We start from the raw sequence: 18,415 nt of genomic DNA on the forward strand, positions 1-18,415 counted from the left end.
AAGTTCCTAAGGCTAACGTATAGGAACTTTATCGAGCTAAAATTTTATGACACTTGGCGGATCAAATCATACAAAGCAAGACTTACTAGTTCCCTACGCCAGTATTAACTGAATCAGGTTCAACGGGTCTTGCAAAATGCAATCTCAGCCTAAAAGGCCCCCCGACTATATATGCGCACATAATAACAAGTTTTATTAAAAGAGCAACTTAACAATGCTAATTACCTTTAATGTAGTTAGTTTGCTTAGTCATTGAGCATGACTGCATTATTTTCTGGTGAGGTTCTCAACCAAGGCGATTTAATGTTCTCGTTGCCAACTTTAGTTAGCTGAAAAAGTAGATTGGGTCGCAGTTATGATTCTAAACTTTTTGATAAAAATTTCATGAAATTTACATCACTTAGCTGATTAGGATGAATGATGTTTATATCTTAGATAATCCTGAAAGCTTGCCACTTTGTGTCAAAAGGTGTCACAACTTTGACATTAGCGATCTTTAAATGATCGTCGAGATCCTTTACTGGCAAGGCTTGAGCTATAGTAGCGTGTCCATCGTTGTGTCAAAAACGTGAAAAAATTGCGAAAACGCGGTAGGCGAAGAGGAGTGAATTTACCGGTAGTTTAGCCGTAAGATTTAATCTCACACTCCCCAGGAGGAGTTCAAATCAAATGGTGGAATAAACCTCACATCTTAAGCTTCCTTAGAACTGGCCTAAAATAAACACTGTATATAACACCATTTGTAAATATAGTTCCAATCTCTGCAAGTGCTGGTATCACCGGTTTCGAAAGTCCTGCAGTTGAATATAGCTAACTTACGTGCATCTTAGACGAAATTATTATCAAGTACCCGAGCTCCACTTTCATTGATAAAGCCTGTAGTGATTCAACGGAAGGTGCTGGTATTTTTGATGGTGATTTATTGATTGTTGATAGGCATGTTTCGCCCAGACTAGCGTAATAAACCCATTGTGGTTTTGTCTAATAATGACGGGTGTATCGTTGCCGCAAGCAGACAAACAAAAAAAGCCGGTGGGACTGAATAATGCATTAGACCTTGCAGAATTCCCTAGCGGGTTTAGCGCCCAAAGAGTTCAATATTGAAGTTGAACGCACAATACGAGAACTCAATGGGCTACCTTGTAAAAATTGGAATACAGCCAGGGCTGATAAAAAACAAATTTACTCTACACGCAGTGTCAGTGAACGAATTACAGAACTCAGTACACTACAGCAAGCTTGCACTCAGAACAATTTATGATCTGATAATAAATTGTTCTGAGCTAATGATGAGTAACGATGTTATTAATTGTAAAGATGCTATTCCATTTTCTTGCGCTTATCTATTTCTTCAAAATGGGTATCCGCAAAAGGTGTTTTAGATGACTCGCCAATACCATCAAACAGCTTCACCACATCCGTTGTACCACTAGGAGATCTTATCACCCAACCATTTGGATCAATGCCTTTTTTCGGTGTGCAGTCCATCCGGTGTTTATAGCAACCCTTAGTATAAAACACCCTCACCCTAGGGCCATCAACAATAGCCTGCATAGAGCCATAATCCTTATCAAGATTTTGATAATAATTATCCATGAGCTTCATTTTGGCTTCCGCATCCTTGGGGATATCCATCGAAATGCGGTGGTAGGACTCAAATGGATAGTCCCACCCTTTAACCCAAAGCCCTTCAACATGAGCAGGAGCATCCATGCGACCACCGGATGAGGCTTTACCAGGATAAGTGCCGATAGCCCCCATAGAAAAGCTTACAGCGCCACCAGATACAGTTGTTACAACCATGTTAGACACCCAATGTGCACCTGAAGTACTGCCATTGTTATAACCAACTTTTGCTGAATAAGGCTCTGGTGTGCAGCCCAATATTGATGATGCCAATAACAATAAAAGACCAAATTTACCTTTCTTCATTACTAAATACCTGACGTTGTGGGTTATCGTTATTATCACGTGTAATTTAGTTCGATTTCGCGTAGCGTCATATGTGAATGGTGAAGCATGCAACAGGCTTGCGCTCAGAACATTTTATAACCTGGTAATAAATTGCTCTGAGCTAATGATGAGTAGGAAAGTCATTAATGGTAACAAATCATTCCACTTTTTTGAGCCTCTGTTTTTTGAGCCTCTCTCTCTCAGCAAAGCGGGTGTTAGGAAAAGGTGTTTTAGATGACTCACCAATACCATCAAACAGCTTCACCACATCAGTTGTACCACTAGGAGATTTTATTACCCAACCATTCGGGTCAATACTTTGTTTGGGCGTACAATCATCAAATTTAGAAAAACAATTTTTAGTATAAAACACCCTCACCCGAGGACCATCGACAATGACCTGCATAGAGCCATAATCCTTATCAAGATTCTGATAATAATTATCCATAAGCTTCATTTTTGCTTCCGCATCCTTGGGTATATCCATCGATATGCGGTGGTAGGATATTAACCCACTGCTTGGAGTTGGGTTCCCTTTCGCCCAATCACCCTCAATATGCGTGGGCGGCCACATTCGGCCACCGGTTGAAGCCTTACCTGGATAGGTGCCAACAGAGCCCATCGAAAAATCAACGCCTCCCACCACCATTCTTGAAACGATATGTCGCCCCGTTGTACTGCCATTATTGTAACCGACTTTTACTGAGTAAGGCTCCGATGTACAGCCAAACATTGATGATGCCAATAACAGTAAAAGACCAAATTTACCTTTTTTCATTACTAAATACCTGACGTTTTGGGTTGTCGTCATCATCCCGTGTAATGCCATTTATCATGGCTTCCATCGGTGACCAATACCCTGGATTAATTACCGTATCATGGGGGCGGTGTATGTAACTCTCTAACAACTGCGTCTCTTCCTTCTTCCAATGAGACGCAGATATCTCACCAAGCTTCTTAACTCTTATACTTTCCCATAATGATTCCGCTATATTACCTTTCTCTTCATAATCAAGAAGTGGTAATAAGTTATCTTTATCCCATGCAATACCGTGCGCTTCACCTTGTTGCATCATACGCTTAAAAGTCAAACCAGATAAGGCATTGCTAATCGGGATGAAATGATAATAGTACAGTGTATTATTATCTAATTTAACTTCGCCATGAACTTCTTTACACGCTTCTTCCCAAACCACACGCTCTTCCTTTAACCTTACCCTCAGCCAACTTGCAAAGTGCCTCGAATCCCCGTGAAACTCTCGTTCATTATACTCATGAGTTTTAATCAGCTTACGATTATAGGTTGAATTAACAGGTTGATTTAGTCGCTCAGGTAAATCGGTACGCCCATACTGATTTTTCGATGGGTAACCACCACCAATATCCGTGTGACAACCAGGGAATACTTCCTGAGAGAAGATGCCATCGGTAAATGCTTTCATTTCACCACCGCCATCCAATGCCGTCAGCGGGAATTTATCTCGATATTCATGGCTCGCACAAATTTGGAACACAGCTTTAGCCGCATCCTCCTTAAGCCCCAACTCGAAGTTACCCTCATCATCATTACCCGCCCAATAGAACGAACCAACCGTATCAAATAATCCAACAAAACGCACAGAGACACGGCGGGTCTCATCTTTCTGGTAGAAATCCTTGTAGACATTATCAAACATAGGGTGCGATTCATTCCCCAATAAATTTGGGTAGATATCAACAGTGTTAGGCCCTCTTTTTTGATTGGAATAATCCGGTATCCCCTCAAGCGCCGCGTTGATAAAGTGACGCGCTAACGCCGCACCACGACTAAAGCCGAATACATCAAATTCAATGTGTTCAATTTTTTGGTAGACGTCTTTTTCGTCTAAATCTTTTAAAATATCGCTTAAACGTTTAAGCAAAGACTGCCACTTACGGAACGCACCGGTATCATCAAAAACACCAAAAGCTTGCGATAATGATTTTTCATCATCACCTGCATCTATGACGGGGCTCTCTTCCCCTTCAGGAACCGGCTGGATACCATCCACAGTACCCACACCTGACACATAAATGGCGTATGACTCACCTTCTTGTTCAGGGTAGGCCTCAAACAATCGCGCAACATTGGTACGCGACTTATTACCCCATCTTTCTTTATAAGCATCATTGGGATTGTTTTGCCCTGTACCATCAAAAAATACACCAATACGCAACGTGCGCTCAGGCTTTACTTTATGAATATTAATAATGGGCGCACTTTGCGGAATGCCACTGTCTTGCAGTACCGCGACGATGTTATGGCGTAATTGTCTATCTTTAACCTGGCTCGCATAAGCATTCGCAAAACGGATGGCTTGGCCGACGCTTTCAATTGCCTGCGGCGGTAATAAGTCTTGCTTTGTTACGGCTGCCTGGTCTTTCTCTTTACTGACCAACAGCACATCACCGACCTGCAATAGCCAAGGGGCTTGGTCAAGTATTGGATTTAGGTTTAACAAGACCTTGTCGGCTAATCCATGCTGCGTGGCAATGTCAGCCCACGTTTCAGCCTTTCCCGTGTCAATGCTTGTTTTTACCGTATGCCTTGAATCATTTGTTTGAGCATCCCCAGGTTGATTACTTTGGTCATCAAGCGCTTCTTCACGGAGGATATTTTCATCTCCCTTTGTTTTGGCAATTGAATCGACATCAAGTAAACACGCATGTTCATCAAGCCAAGCCGGTGTTAAGTCGCCAAATTGCGCCGCAGTCATCTTTTGGGGAAGGTAAAGTAAGTGCTGGCGAGCAACCGCAGTGCGGTTGATTTTCCAAGGCAACAGAATAAAACTGTATGTTTGCTTTGATAGTAACTCATCGGAGAGCTTGTCGGCATCTGATAATGTAGCTTGAAATGCCCACTTTCCCTCGCCCAGTAACTGATATTCATGTGTCAGTGCATCATCGATAAAGTGGTAAAAGAACCCTTCAGTAGGCCAGCCAAGTAGCTCACCTACCTGAACAGCGGGTTTAACAGGGATAAACGATTCTGCGTGAGAGCCTGAGCCCGCATTCACTGGCTCCACATCATGAAATATTAACGCACCACCACAGGATGCGAATAATTCCCTAACGAGCGTTTTCGGCTCATTAACATTGACGCTCGCAGTGAGTAGCGTAAAACCGTCTTGTGTTTGGGAGCGCTTCCATGACAATCGCGACACTTCTTTTTCGGTTTTTTGTAATGAAAAGTCACCGACATTATATTTATTTAATTCATCTTGAGCGCATGTAATTTCAATGGAATATTCAAACGCCGCCGTTGGCTCAACAGGCTCGTAGGTGGATTCAGGTGCCAGCACCACGTCATCGACAACGCGCTTATAATAAGCGTTTGTAAAAGTCGGTTTGTTTTCATTTTGGCCGTGCTGATTTTGAGCGTTAACCGCAACCCACTGTCCATTAGAGAGTAATCGACGGAGTGTGTTTAACGCCTGCTTTTCACCTGAGAGCAAAAGAATTCGCTTCAGTCGTGAAGGAAGGGTATTTAGCCACACTGTTGCATTTCGCTCACGCGAAAGCGTTCTGATGACTTCTTCAGGGGATTGTTTATACGCTAGTTCATCATTGGATAATTCAGAACCAAGTATAAATTTGTAACGTGCATTCATAATAAGCCCGCAATTGAATAAAAAAATTGCAGCGATTTTAAGTTGATTAGACTTAATTGTAACGATTTGGTTTGAGGGAACTTTAAACTATAAGTTATTATATTGCAATAGGTTAAGTATGTTTTTACATTATATGTTACCTCAAAGTGATTACATGGAGGCCGGCGATGTATCACAGCGGTAGTGCTGTATAAAAACGGCTCTGTTCCCTTTTAGTGTTGGTTTATTCAAGAGCTCCATTAAGCCTGGTTTTGTTTTCGCAAGACGCTTTGTTTTCCATAAAGATAAACCAAGCAATATAATATTCCATATAGCCAGTCCCAACACCATAAAATCGTGTCATCCAACTTTTACAACGCATCATAAAATTATTAAGTGTCTGAATATAATATATTTTATCAATAGCTTTTTGATTTAAATAGCACAAACACTAATAATCAAGCCAACTCTAGGTCTATCCAAGTGTAGTGCCCTTCACTGTTTATATTACCGGTTTCAATATAAATACAAATTAAACCAACTTAAAATCAACAACTTAAAGTCAGTCAAATTAAAGATGGCGATAGAGTGGCGATGGTTTACACTGTCTTTTAACTTACCTTATACAGTCCCTTTGAACTCACACCTGTCACGCCAACTTCCGCACTAGCAGTGATCTCATCAACAACTGCATTAGCAATTGCTTGAGCTAATACCGATTATATTATAAATATGGAACGCAGGAATAGCGCCAATCAAACCAATTAATAGGACTCAGAAAAATGGATTGAATATGTTCATCACAATATACAATTACTAAGCTGCCTATTCGGCAGTGAACGTGAGTGGCTCCGCGTTGGATTTGGGCTTGTGTTTCTAAGCTGCCTATTCGGCAGTGAACATTAGTGCGTACCCTAATGGAGCGCACTTGATTTTCTAAGCTGCCTATTCGGCAGTGAACTACAAACATTTCTCTGATTGGGTGGATGGTCATTTCTAAGCTGCCTATTCGGCAGTGAACAGGCCTACCAGCTTCAACAGTGCCATCTATGCTTTCTAAGCTGCCTATTCGGCAGTGAACCTGAGTCCGGATTCACTGGTGATTACGCTGCTTTTCTAAGCTGCCTATTCGGCAGTGAACGAATACTTTCTTCAGATTAAATGGTTTGTCATTTTCTAAGCTGCCTATTCGGCAGTGAACTATCCGGCGATAATCTCGGCGTGATAATGTCATTTCTAAGCTGCCTATTCGGCAGTGAACGGTTCATTTGGCGGTGACACACTTGGCGGAATTTTCTAAGCTGCCTATTCGGCAGTGAACACTGCCTTACAGTATTCTAATTTGTTGTTCATTTTCTAAGCTGCCTATTCGGCAGTGAACTATCGGTAGAACTCGCTGTTTTTTCCCTTCTTTTTCTAAGCTGCCTATTCGGCAGTGAACATGTTAGCCCAGGCAGACAAGGAAGGTCTGAATTTCTAAGCTGCCTATTCGGCAGTGAACTAGTTAATTCAAATTCATCGATTGAACCATCATTTCTAAGCTGCCTATTCGGCAGTGAACCTGCCTTACAGTATTCTAACCTGATGTTTATGTTTCTAAGCTGCCTATTCGGCAGTGAACCGTTACCCGGTAAGTAACCTGCATAATCACAATTTCTAAGCTGCCTATTCGGCAGTGAACAAGAAGGCTCAAAACCAGAGTTGACGCCAATATTTCTAAGCTGCCTATTCGGCAGTGAACACCGTGGTGATAGTAAGTTTAAATATGTAACATTTCTAAGCTGCCTATTCGGCAGTGAACCATTCGCGTACTACTGGGTTAAGTATCATGATTTTCTAAGCTGCCTATTCGGCAGTGAACTAATCGCGCTAATAGTAAGGATTATTTCAGTTTTTCTAAGCTGCCTATTCGGCAGTGAACGCGAACAACAAGCACTGACTCTACAATGATCGTTTCTAAGCTGCCTATTCGGCAGTGAACACATTTGTAATAACACAGCGGCCTTTACGTAATTTCTAAGCTGCCTATTCGGCAGTGAACCTTTTACAGTAGATGTTGCCTCTTCTGGCGGTTTTCTAAGCTGCCTATTCGGCAGTGAACGTTTGCACTGGCGCGAGTATTTGCCCGCTAATTTTCTAAGCTGCCTATTCGGCAGTGAACCGTTATCTGCATCTTGCCAATATTCACCAACTTTTCTAAGCTGCCTATTCGGCAGTGAACAGACTGATAACTTTTAGCCCTCATTCTACTAATTTCTAAGCTGCCTATTCGGCAGTGAACGAACGGGGTCAGATTGCAGTGCCACCAGCAACTTTCTAAGCTGCCTATTCGGCAGTGAACAGACAGTTAAGACGCGTTTACAGTTGTTTCTCTTTCTAAGCTGCCTATTCGGCAGTGAACTGGGTTCAATTGCTTACAACCTCTTCATTGCTTTTCTAAGCTGCCTATTCGGCAGTGAACTATTGATTAAATCGCTTGAATTATCTGTTGAATTTCTAAGCTGCCTATTCGGCAGTGAACCAGTCGTGTCGATTCTTGCTATGTCTTTCAGTTTTCTAAGCTGCCTATTCGGCAGTGAACAAAGCAATTTCAAAACGAAAATCTGACGATAATTTCTAAGCTGCCTATTCGGCAGTGAACGCCCAGGCATGTGAAGGTCCTGGGCAATTCAATTTCTAAGCTGCCTATTCGGCAGTGAACATCACAATCACAGCGTAATCAAATCATGGTGATTTCTAAGCTGCCTATTCGGCAGTGAACATATGTCAGATGATGGTACCGTCACAATTAACTTTCTAAGCTGCCTATTCGGCAGTGAACATCAAGGTGGGTGACGTTGGATTCTTCGCACCTTTCTAAGCTGCCTATTCGGCAGTGAACTTGGGTTGTACGCGGGTTTAGCTGGTGTTAGTTTTCTAAGCTGCCTATTCGGCAGTGAACTATCAACTTTCTTGTTTTTTCGTGCCGTTGTCTTTCTAAGCTGCCTATTCGGCAGTGAACAAGAATTACTGACAGTTACAAATGCAGTTGACTTTCTAAGCTGCCTATTCGGCAGTGAACTTGGTATATTTAGATTTGATCTATTGACTGCTTTTCTAAGCTGCCTATTCGGCAGTGAACGCTATATGGTTGAGACGTCTGTAACTGTAGGTTTTCTAAGCTGCCTATTCGGCAGTGAACTAATTTACCCCAGTTGTCTTTTATTACACCTGTTTCTAAGCTGCCTATTCGGCAGTGAACCACTGGTTCGTGAAGAATCCCGCGCCATTAACTTTCTAAGCTGCCTATTCGGCAGTGAACCGTTTTATTGTAGTGCGGAATTTCGGTGTGGATTTCTAAGCTGCCTATTCGGCAGTGAACCAATTGGTTACGGTAGAAATGTTGATGACGTTTTTCTAAGCTGCCTATTCGGCAGTGAACACCCAGCGACGTTTACATTGCATGATACCGAATTTCTAAGCTGCCTATTCGGCAGTGAACAAAAAGCATGTTTCAACTGACAGGCACTATAATTTCTAAGCTGCCTATTCGGCAGTGAACTTAAATACGGATTTAAAAAGATAATCATTTCATTTCTAAGCTGCCTATTCGGCAGTGAACGGCTGCTTGTAGTGATGATTTATGCATACAGATTTCTAAGCTGCCTATTCGGCAGTGAACACTTAGCTGCTTACGGGATGCTTTCGCCGCATTTTCTAAGCTGCCTATTCGGCAGTGAACGGAGTAAATGAATTCCACGTTAAGCCGTTATCTTTCTAAGCTGCCTATTCGGCAGTGAACATCAGCGCGAATTTGACGCAAAGCCGCAAGCTTTTCTAAGCTGCCTATTCGGCAGTGAACTAATCTTAGTGACTAGATGTGTTGTGTTGCATTTTCTAAGCTGCCTATTCGGCAGTGAACTTTATCGGTGATGACGTGACGCTCGATAACCTTTTCTAAGCTGCCTATTCGGCAGTGAACAAAAAACAAATGTGTGTATCGGCTTTTGACTCTTTCTAAGCTGCCTATTCGGCAGTGAACTGTGTAATGAGCAAAACAACCGCTTTCACCATTTTCTAAGCTGCCTATTCGGCAGTGAACTATATCGACTGCTTAGAGTCGTTTTAACAATATTTCTAAGCTGCCTATTCGGCAGTGAACTTAATAAATTCTCGCTTGGTATTCGGTTTATTTTTCTAAGCTGCCTATTCGGCAGTGAACAATAGAATATCAGTAAAATAATAAGTTACAACAATCACTTAATAACTTTTTGGTGTTTTTACCAATGTTTTCAAATGAAGTTGTAACCTATTGATTTTTAATGCACCTTGTTAAAGAACAATTTTCATTGGTAAAAATGGTTAAAATAAAGGTACTGTTGCAACCTTACTCAACCCATAACAATCGAAATCACCATTACATTGACCACTAACATCAATCTTATTCACAAATAGTTTAAACTTTTTACTTTCAGACAAACTATTCATATTAATAAAAGGCAATTTTGATAAATGCTCTTCATAGTTTTCAAAATATGCAAGCGCTTCATCCAATGTACCACCATGACGCTTAACTCTACGACGCGCTATACGCTCTTTATTCGGTGCAACTTGAAAACGATTAAAGCATGTAAACGATGAAACAGTATCAGGAACATCTTTGATCGATGTGCAATGCACATAATCCGTCAATCGCTTCAACCATTTACCAACATTTAATAATTCTAATTTTTCTTTCGTGTTGGCTAATAAACGTAACTTAGCCCCTAACGGAAACTTACTTCCATATTCAGGAAAGGATACCGCAACTTCAGATTGGTTCTTAGCGACTTTATTTTCAACAAGCGCTATATGCACCTGTTGATAAACCTTATGCCAAAGAAACCCTAAACTAGTTTCAGCATCTGGTAATAAGGTAATATCGAGATAATATTTCATTCCCACTCCTATTTATCGCCGTCACTGAATACTCCACCACGAATAATCATCGCAATAACAAAATGCTTATCTTCAATACTAATATCTTTATCTGTCATCCACTTAGTTATAAGGGTTTTAAAGTCATTTCGACTAGAACGACAAGCGACTCCGCGCTGAGTTACCGAACCAAAAGCTTCAATTGCAATAGGTTGTTCTAGATCAGTTTGCCAATCATCAATCGTTCGTAAAGCATTACCAATTTTTTCACAATGCATTGCGGCAATAGCTTCTCCATTAACATTTAGCGAAAATAGATGACGACTTTTATCACCTTTTGGTATATTTAACACCATATCTTGAGAAGGCCATACACGCTGCCCTTTCCCGATATTCACATACGCTTCAATTTCAATTAAAACATTTTCTCTATCTGTCAGCCCTAGTTCAATCAACTGAGCCAAAATAATTACGTTTTCATTTGCCGCTGTCGTATTTTTCAAGGGATAATCATAAGCATCAAACACCAGCGCTTCACTTAAACTCGGATGCTTGACATAAATGGCTATGTCTTGTGCTCCAACACGATTACGCCATAAAAAACGTCCATTCGCAATATTATAAGCATAACGATTAGCTAGTTCAGCAGCCCCAAACTCACTGATATACTCACTAATTACATCTGTAAACTTATCTTGATAAGCTCTGCTATTACAAGCTGATGGTTCTTTAATACCGCCAAGAACACGTAAACTAAAACTTAACTTTAACGTATCTTGATCAAAAGGTAATGATGCATCATCACCCCAAGACAGGTTTGGTTTACCCATTTTATCTTTAAGTAATACTTCATTATCGAGTTCTTCTTTAGTAAAGTTACTAAATACTGCACGATTACGGCGGTCAAATAATTTAATCGCAGACCATTTCGAAGCTTTATCTATGTCAGTCCAATTTCCAGAATGCATTACAGCATCAGAGGGTTCGAGTTTACGGTCAAAAGATAATACAGATGGCATTTTTAGTTCTGTCATTTAATTCAATCCTTAAAATTGTGCTAATGCACTTGCAAAATTAGTAATAATATTTTCACTATTTGTTGATTGTTCTTCTTTAATTTCATTTTTTGTTTGCGTACATAAATACCAATCACTTTCATTATTCTTTCTACCTTGGTATCTCCAAATCATTTCATTGATATCTGTTACACGGTGTATACCTTTCCATTCCGCAATTGTATGGACAGCCTCAACAAAACGAGTTGGTGTTAAATCATCTCTTGTATCTTCAACTTCACCAGCTGAAAATAATTCACTAATCGCTTTATAACCTGTCATAATAGGAACTAGATAACCTTTTGATACAGGGCGTTTTAATATATTCCAATTTGCTTTCGTTTCGAAAGTAAGAGGAGTGTTTTTATCTTCTTCAACAGGTATCGCTTGATGTTTTATGGCTGAAAAATCCAACCAAGCATCAATCAATTTCGCTTGAGGGTCTTTGTTTTTTAAGCATTCGAAGTGAGTTTGAAGGTAATCTGAGCGATCTTGTAAAACAAAACCTGGCATCATTAGCTTTTTAATCTTACGATTTAACGCTTGCTCTTGATCATCTGTTGAAGCTGACAGCAGCTTTATTTTACCAATATCTAGTATTGTGCCACCTGCTAGCCGATTAGTTAAACAAGTCGCTAATACACGTTTTTCAAAATGCTTTAACTCGTCATTCGTTACGGTTAATACTGTTGCAACTTCAATAATGATAGAAAGAGTTACATTCATTTTTCCTTCTTCAATAATTGGCGGTGAAGATTTTTTATGCTTAGCAAGTACAGGTGGGTTCTTACTTTGTATAAATTCAAAATCAGCATTTTTTTTGGGCTTATACACATGCAATTGATGATCATGGCAAACAACAGCACAACCGCTTAATTTAATATCATATTCAGTTGATAGCTTACGTTGTAAAGCATGAGTGAAGCCTAGAAAGTTTGTAATGGCAGGAAAACCCCACGTAAAGCCTGCAATACAATTTGCATTTTGTACCTTAACTTTATTTAGCACTATATATTGGCTCATTTAGTTATCCTCCTGTAGCGCTACAAATTCTCGTAATGGCTCTTTAAAGAGAGCTTGCCATAAAGCTTGATGTGTCGTGTTTAAATCTAGATTTTGATGTTCGTTTAACCTCTCATTCAACCAATAAGCAAATTCGTCTGCTAATTTTAATAACCACTGTTTACTGAGTTTTTCAGCTACGGCCTCCTCATCATTGCGATCAACCTCTAATATGAGTTGCTGGTGAATATCTAAACTCGAATGTTGCGTCCAACCTTTGTCATAGCCTAAAGAGTTAATAATCAGCACTTCATCAAAAAAGGCATCTGCTAGCTCATTTATATTTTTAGTAATAGCACGATGCATATCGGGATTTTTAGGGCTAATTTCTTTTGATTTAATGATAAGTAATAAACGTTGTAAATTTTTAATCTCGTCCGCTAACTTATAATTTAAAGAACGATTAAATAAGCTGACTTGTTCGAGTGAAAATTTATTTTTTGATTTCCATTTAGGTGGGGCACAAGAAAGTAAAGCTAACTTTCCCAATCGCTTACCATTCAATGACGATGCATTTGAATGGTTACTCCCTGTAACATTCAAAGTGGCTTTATTTGGATAAAAAATGAATAAATCAGGATGATATTTATCAACATCTTTTTGCTTATAAATTAATTTTTTATCCTCACTAAATCTAAACCTAGAAAATAGCTCATGTGCTATTGACGATGATACTAAAGGCATTAGTAAATGATAATCATTATTAACTGGGTAGTAGATTTGCTTAGCTAAAAAATGACTGGATTTTCTATCACTATCATAAGCCTGTTTAAATCCAGTCATCCAAAAATTAACTTCATCCAAATTATCTGATAATAATGAAAAAGGGGATGAATCATCATTTTTTATAAAATCTAATAATGATTTAGTACCTACTTTAATTGTTAATATTTCACCTGCTGGTGCAGAAGCTGCATTGGACACTGCTGTATCAACAAAAAAATCAATCAAGGTATTTGTTGTTAAATATAAGTCGTTTATTGATGACGTTTTGTCATAAACACTAGAGCTTTTACTGCTAGAATGAGTTAATTTACCAACATGTGTTGCAAAACTAATGTCTTTTGCTTTAATTGCATGTTCACTTAACCAAACGTTTGGTTTATGCTTTTCTTCAAGCTTCAACAAAGTTTCTTTATATTCGCTGATAATTCCCAACAACTGACTATCTAACTGATAATCAGTTAATAAATTAATAAATTTTTGATATTTATCTTGCTGAAATTTAAGTGCTGTTTGTTTTTTATCTTTCTTAATTTTTTTTATATCATCTAAATCATCAAGTGACTTACTTAATCGACTTTCAGCAAAAGAAAGTAGCCTGGCATTGATCCCTCCCACTCCTTTTTTAGGCTTGTCTTTTAATAAAACTTCTTCTTTTTTATCTCTACGCGAAGAAATAAAAAATCGAATTTCATTAGCCATACTGTCGGCATCGATTCTATTTTCCATCAATATATTTATCCTTTTTCAAATATTTAAATACACCTAAATTAGGGTGGAACAACCACCGAGACATATCATTATTGTTATTTTGTCTTAGTTGTAAGTGTGTGAATTTTTTGTACGTGTAATCAACCGACTCTGCGAAGCGACTAGACAATAGGTCAACACTGTCTGTTATTGATATTTCAAACCACGAACAATTACCTTCAGCTAGAATTAAATCATGCTCTTTGATCAATTCGATATCATTCGTTTTATTAAACTGTGCAGGATACTCTCCTTGCTTTTTCTTTTGCCAAATAATACGTTGATCGTATGACAGGTTAATATTGTAATCCTCCATTGCCTGCGGCGAATATCGGAAAGGCTGATTTCGTTGTATTTCACCACACCAAGACACATCATTATTCCACCAAAGATTTGCTGCATCTTTTTCTTTTGGGCTTCCCATAAGTCTGATAGCTTGAGCCATATGCTCTAACGCATTAAAAGATTTAAATTTAGGTGGACTTGTTTTAGTATCTAAATACCGTCCCCATTCCGTCACTTTTTGTATTCTGGGGATTGCATTAATACAGGAGAGCTCCTGTTGCTCAATCAAGCTGGATAAATCATAATCGCTAAACTGTAGTTTTAAACTTTCAAATCCAGGACGACAATAAGCAGGTTTTTCACCTTTTAGTACTTTAAAGTTTTTGCCTAATATATGAATATTATAATCTTGAGGAACACATTTTCTGTGTCGCTGAATTCGTCCGGCTAATTGAATAATCGAACGCATTGAACTCGGTTCAACGATGGCCCAGTCATAATCATGATCACGTCCGACTTCAGCAACAGATGTAGCTAAAACTACAAAAAGATGATGTTTTATATCACTATTCGTAACCAGTTCATTTATACCACTATCTTCCCACCATTTTGTTTCATTATGGCGAGTAAGAGCTAAATCTAATTTAGCCTCAATATTAGAGCGCATGACTAATGGATATTGACTATGATAGACACAATAATAAATCTGAGTGTCAGCTGGAGGATCTATTGAATATAGTTGTTTGGCCACTGTAACTAGTGGGTTAATATTAGCCATTCTAACTAATCCAATAGATACTTTCTTTCCAGTATGGTGCTGAACAAAGTTTGTTTGATGTAATTCTATAACCGACTTATTTATCGCATTAGCAAAAACCTTACTCGGCTTGTCTATTCCTTTCTTAAGAACAGGTATTATTTTCGCTTTCCTTAAACCTTGTTCATCTTCTTTAAGCTTACGAATACGCTTCTCGACAAACGTACCATGAACGTGTTGAAATTCATCTAATGAATTAACACTATGATTAACTGGTTTTTTAAATTCATCAAACCATGCACAGCAAATTTTATTTATATTACTCCCCTCCCCATTTACCTCGACATATTGCTTTCGCCCTTGTTGATAAGCGTCAAATAAGGCACTCGCTAATTCAGGTGAAATTGTTGCTGTCGATAACAATACTCTAGAACCAAGCATACCAGCCCAATTAACCAATCTGCATAATGCGGGCAAATCTTCCAGACCAAAGTCATCAGGTTCATCAAGTACAAGGTCCGAAGTTAATAACCTCAGCATAGGCGCTATTTGCCGCCCGCCTCGTAAACCTTCCGTCGCAGGAATAAGGTAATCAATAGTACTGACAAGTACTGGCGCTTGTAGTAATTTTAAAATCTTATCATCATGTTTAAACCACTCAGAACAAATACCACTATAATGAGGAAGATTATGAGCTAACGTCACGTCATCTTTTAGTAAAGACTCAGCCGATTCGCTACCATAATTTTCTTGTTCAGTTTGTTCTAATATTGTCTCCAATTGATGCAATTGTTTTACTGCTTGAGAACCAATCAAGACAGCTAACTCATCCTTAGCAATATTAAGATGCTTATGTAACGCCTTTCCAGTCTGTAATGTCAGAGTTCTTAGCCCTAAGGCGACACTAAAACGACATTGGTTATAATCTGATAATCCATACATTATCCGAGCATTTGCACGTGTTTTCCCCTTACCCGTAGAAGCCATGTTAATACCGAAAAAACCACATTCTTTACTTATTTTTTTTAATTCGTTTGCCATTTTAAAAGCGTGATCTTGCCAACCAAAATCTGGTTGAGCATTTTTTTCAACTTTATCTGTAAAACTTTTATTCGGTGTTAGACTTGGTAGATCTTGTTTTAGGTAAGGTATTTTTCTTGCTATTTCACCAGCGTTGAGTCCTACTGCAATATTATGTTCATCTAACTTTTGCTTCAGATATGGAACACCAGTTTCATTATCTTTATCAGTATTTGCATAAGCCTGATAATTTGGATCTTGCCACTCTTTTGTCACTTCTTTTTTAGAAGAATAATAATGATCCGCAAGCATTAGTGACAATCTAGATAAATGAGATGTAAATCGCTGCCCCAACCAATCAGATAAAAATATACGATCATGTTTAAGCGTTCTTCTCGCAATAATACTTATTTGAGTTTGCCAAAGTACACTTTTAAAAGGAGTTCCATGCTCGCCAAAATTCCAATTATTATTTAATGTTTCATGATTCCAATCGTCATTACAACATTGAGGAGAATTCCAACTTGCTTCAAACGATTCACTTAACCAAAGGTTCATTTTATCTAATGACGGTGGATTATCGATCCCTTTTGGAGATTGTGGTAAACGATGATGAGAAACAATTAACCATGCAACAACTTTAGCCACAGGTTGAAATTGTTTAAACGGATTAACAATATTACTACTAATTCCATCTTTTAAGTGTTCCAGTTTTTTTAAAACATCTTCTTCAGTTTGATTATTTACATTTTCAAGCGCTTTTAACCAGTCTGTATCATTTCTTCCATCAACAAAAGCTTGAAACAACCGTAACGAAACCCATTCATGCCGATAAGGCTCAAAACGTTTTCCATCATAATTAGGTTTTAATTTATTTTGAAATAGCACCATGGCCTTGCCAATATCATGAAAAAAACCAGCCAAAGAAGATAACAACGCAATCACTTCTTTATTCAAATGAAAATTATCATCTTTCACTAACTGTTTACTCGTTCGATTAACTGGCACTAACCCTCTTTCATTAAATCTATCTTTGTTACCAACGACCCATAAAAACTGGCTACGAGAACGACTTCGGATCCAAAAACAACTTACCGCAGTGTTCTTACTCGCCGTTTGACGCAACATGCGTTTAACGGTTTGTAATCCATCATCGGTAATGAGTGTTTGCCAGGTATTATCACCAATACGATCTGCAAAGGCGTCGAGTACACGTCGAGTTTTCTTTAACGAATTCTTCTCACACTGAGAAACAAAAGTGACCATCATGTGATTTCACCTGCATCACCCTTATTCTCTTTCTCCTGCAATGCGACTTTCTTAACTTGATTAAACATAAAATCTAACGTTTTATGATCGGTAAAGGCTTGTAGTACCTGTTGCCGAAATTCTTGTTCGGTCATATTTTCTTTGGCGCACACAAATGCCCACGGCAGCACAATTGCATCTTTGATCAAATCCGCAATATCAAATACCAATGCACCACGGCGAGTTTTGCCATGCATCACTGCAAAACCATGAGGAATACCTAATACCCACAGCGTTGTCGCGGCCAACCCATAGGCCAAGTAATTACCATGATTTAAAAAGTCATTAGCTTTGTCGGTCGATACATGCTGACGAGTAAAATTGGACGTTTTGGTAATATTGGCGGCGAACTTATACAGTTGCTTAGTAAGCTGTGCTTCAATCAGTAATAAATCAGATGGTTTAGACGCTGTAGCCATTCGTTCATCAAACCGTTCCAGAGCTTGCTGTATACTTGCATCATCAGTGGTAAATCCTTCAAGACGTAACTCTCGGTCTTTCCCCCAAATACGATGCAAATATTCAATACGCGCTTGCTGAAATTGTTTTGCGGCATCCAGCCGCTTAGAATCATCAAACCAAAATGACATCCAGCCTTGCAGGTATTCGGTTGGCCGGTATTCACTTTGCGGTGTCATCCATTCAATCGCATGCTCAACATTGTTCGCCATATATAGCGGCGTACCACCACCGCCACTAAATCCGATAAGTACGCCAGCTTGAGCTAACATTCTGACTGCCGCCTGAGTAATAGAAGTGCCATTACCCAATAAAAGAACCGTAGTATTAGCGATAGGAATATTGAAATAATTATTCTCATGCTTAGCTTCAGTTAAATACAGAACCCGACCGTCTTTTTGCATAACACGGCAATATTCGAGGTAATACACATTTGCGCGTTTAGAATGTAAAATGCTTTTTAAATCTGATGGTGACAAATCCTTCATAACTAATACCTAAATATTTGAAATCAAAGTAATTAGACACGAAAAAACCAA

The 18,415-nt window shown here is 38.9% G+C and carries 9 protein-coding genes, 2 pseudogenes, 1 CRISPR repeat array and 1 riboswitch; of the genes and pseudogenes, 2 read left to right on the forward strand and 9 right to left on the reverse strand.

What is annotated here, in order from left to right:
• Positions 1-73: 73 nt before the first annotated feature.
• A riboswitch (TPP riboswitch) is annotated at positions 74-174 on the reverse strand.
• A 556-nt stretch (positions 175-730) separates the two neighbouring features.
• Together HWV01_RS22395 and HWV01_RS22400 are read left to right on the forward strand one after the other, a co-directional pair.
• Positions 731-952 (forward strand): annotated as a pseudogene (locus HWV01_RS22395) (S24 family peptidase); the annotation flags it as partial.
• Between the two features lie 95 nt (positions 953-1,047).
• Positions 1,048-1,252: pseudogene (locus HWV01_RS22400) on the forward strand (DNA polymerase V subunit UmuC); the annotation flags it as partial.
• 68 nt (positions 1,253-1,320) lie between these two features.
• Here the strand turns inward: HWV01_RS22400 and HWV01_RS12970 are convergent.
• The 9 genes from HWV01_RS12970 to cas1f form a co-directional block, all read right to left on the reverse strand.
• Positions 1,321-1,932, reverse strand: a complete 612-nt coding sequence (locus HWV01_RS12970; protein ID WP_211671950.1) for a hypothetical protein — start codon at positions 1,930-1,932, stop codon at positions 1,321-1,323.
• Positions 1,933-2,110: 178 nt separating this feature from the next.
• Complete coding sequence (locus HWV01_RS12975) at positions 2,111-2,731, reverse strand: hypothetical protein (RefSeq protein ID WP_211671951.1); 621 nt, start codon at positions 2,729-2,731, stop codon at positions 2,111-2,113.
• Positions 2,718-5,582 (reverse strand): phospholipase effector Tle1 domain-containing protein, encoded by a 2,865-nt coding sequence (locus HWV01_RS12980; protein ID WP_211671952.1) that lies wholly within the window; start codon positions 5,580-5,582, stop codon positions 2,718-2,720. The genes HWV01_RS12975 and HWV01_RS12980 overlap by 14 nt, the downstream gene beginning before the upstream one ends.
• A gap of 792 nt (positions 5,583-6,374) precedes the next feature.
• Positions 6,375-9,762: direct repeats of the CRISPR family, unit length 28 nt; unit sequence TTTCTAAGCTGCCTATTCGGCAGTGAAC.
• A gap of 140 nt (positions 9,763-9,902) precedes the next feature.
• The gene (cas6f, locus tag HWV01_RS12985) at positions 9,903-10,478 is read right to left on the reverse strand and encodes a type I-F CRISPR-associated endoribonuclease Cas6/Csy4 (protein ID WP_211671953.1); all 576 of its coding nucleotides are present in this window, start codon (positions 10,476-10,478) and stop codon (positions 9,903-9,905) included.
• A gap of 8 nt (positions 10,479-10,486) precedes the next feature.
• Positions 10,487-11,491 carry a type I-F CRISPR-associated protein Csy3 gene (gene csy3, locus HWV01_RS12990; RefSeq protein ID WP_211671954.1) on the reverse strand — a complete coding sequence of 335 codons (1,005 nt, stop codon included), beginning with the start codon at positions 11,489-11,491 and terminating at the stop codon, positions 10,487-10,489.
• Between the two features lie 12 nt (positions 11,492-11,503).
• Positions 11,504-12,535, reverse strand: coding sequence for a type I-F CRISPR-associated protein Csy2 (gene csy2 / locus HWV01_RS12995; RefSeq protein ID WP_211671955.1), 1,032 nt, complete (start codon positions 12,533-12,535; stop codon positions 11,504-11,506).
• On the reverse strand, positions 12,536-14,026 hold the full coding sequence (gene csy1, locus HWV01_RS13000) for a type I-F CRISPR-associated protein Csy1 (RefSeq protein WP_211671956.1): 1,491 nt from the start codon (positions 14,024-14,026) through the stop codon (positions 12,536-12,538).
• On the reverse strand, positions 14,016-17,378 hold the full coding sequence (gene cas3f, locus HWV01_RS13005; protein WP_211671957.1) for a type I-F CRISPR-associated helicase Cas3f: 3,363 nt from the start codon (positions 17,376-17,378) through the stop codon (positions 14,016-14,018). Before cas3f ends, csy1 begins: the two co-directional genes overlap by 11 nt.
• Positions 17,375-18,364 (reverse strand): type I-F CRISPR-associated endonuclease Cas1f, encoded by a 990-nt coding sequence (gene cas1f / locus HWV01_RS13010; protein WP_211671958.1) that lies wholly within the window; start codon positions 18,362-18,364, stop codon positions 17,375-17,377. Before cas1f ends, cas3f begins: the two co-directional genes overlap by 4 nt.
• Between the last annotated feature and the right edge of the window lie 51 nt (positions 18,365-18,415).

The sequence above is a fragment of the Moritella sp. 5 genome (assembly GCF_018219455.1).
GTDB lineage: Bacteria > Pseudomonadota > Gammaproteobacteria > Enterobacterales > Moritellaceae > Moritella.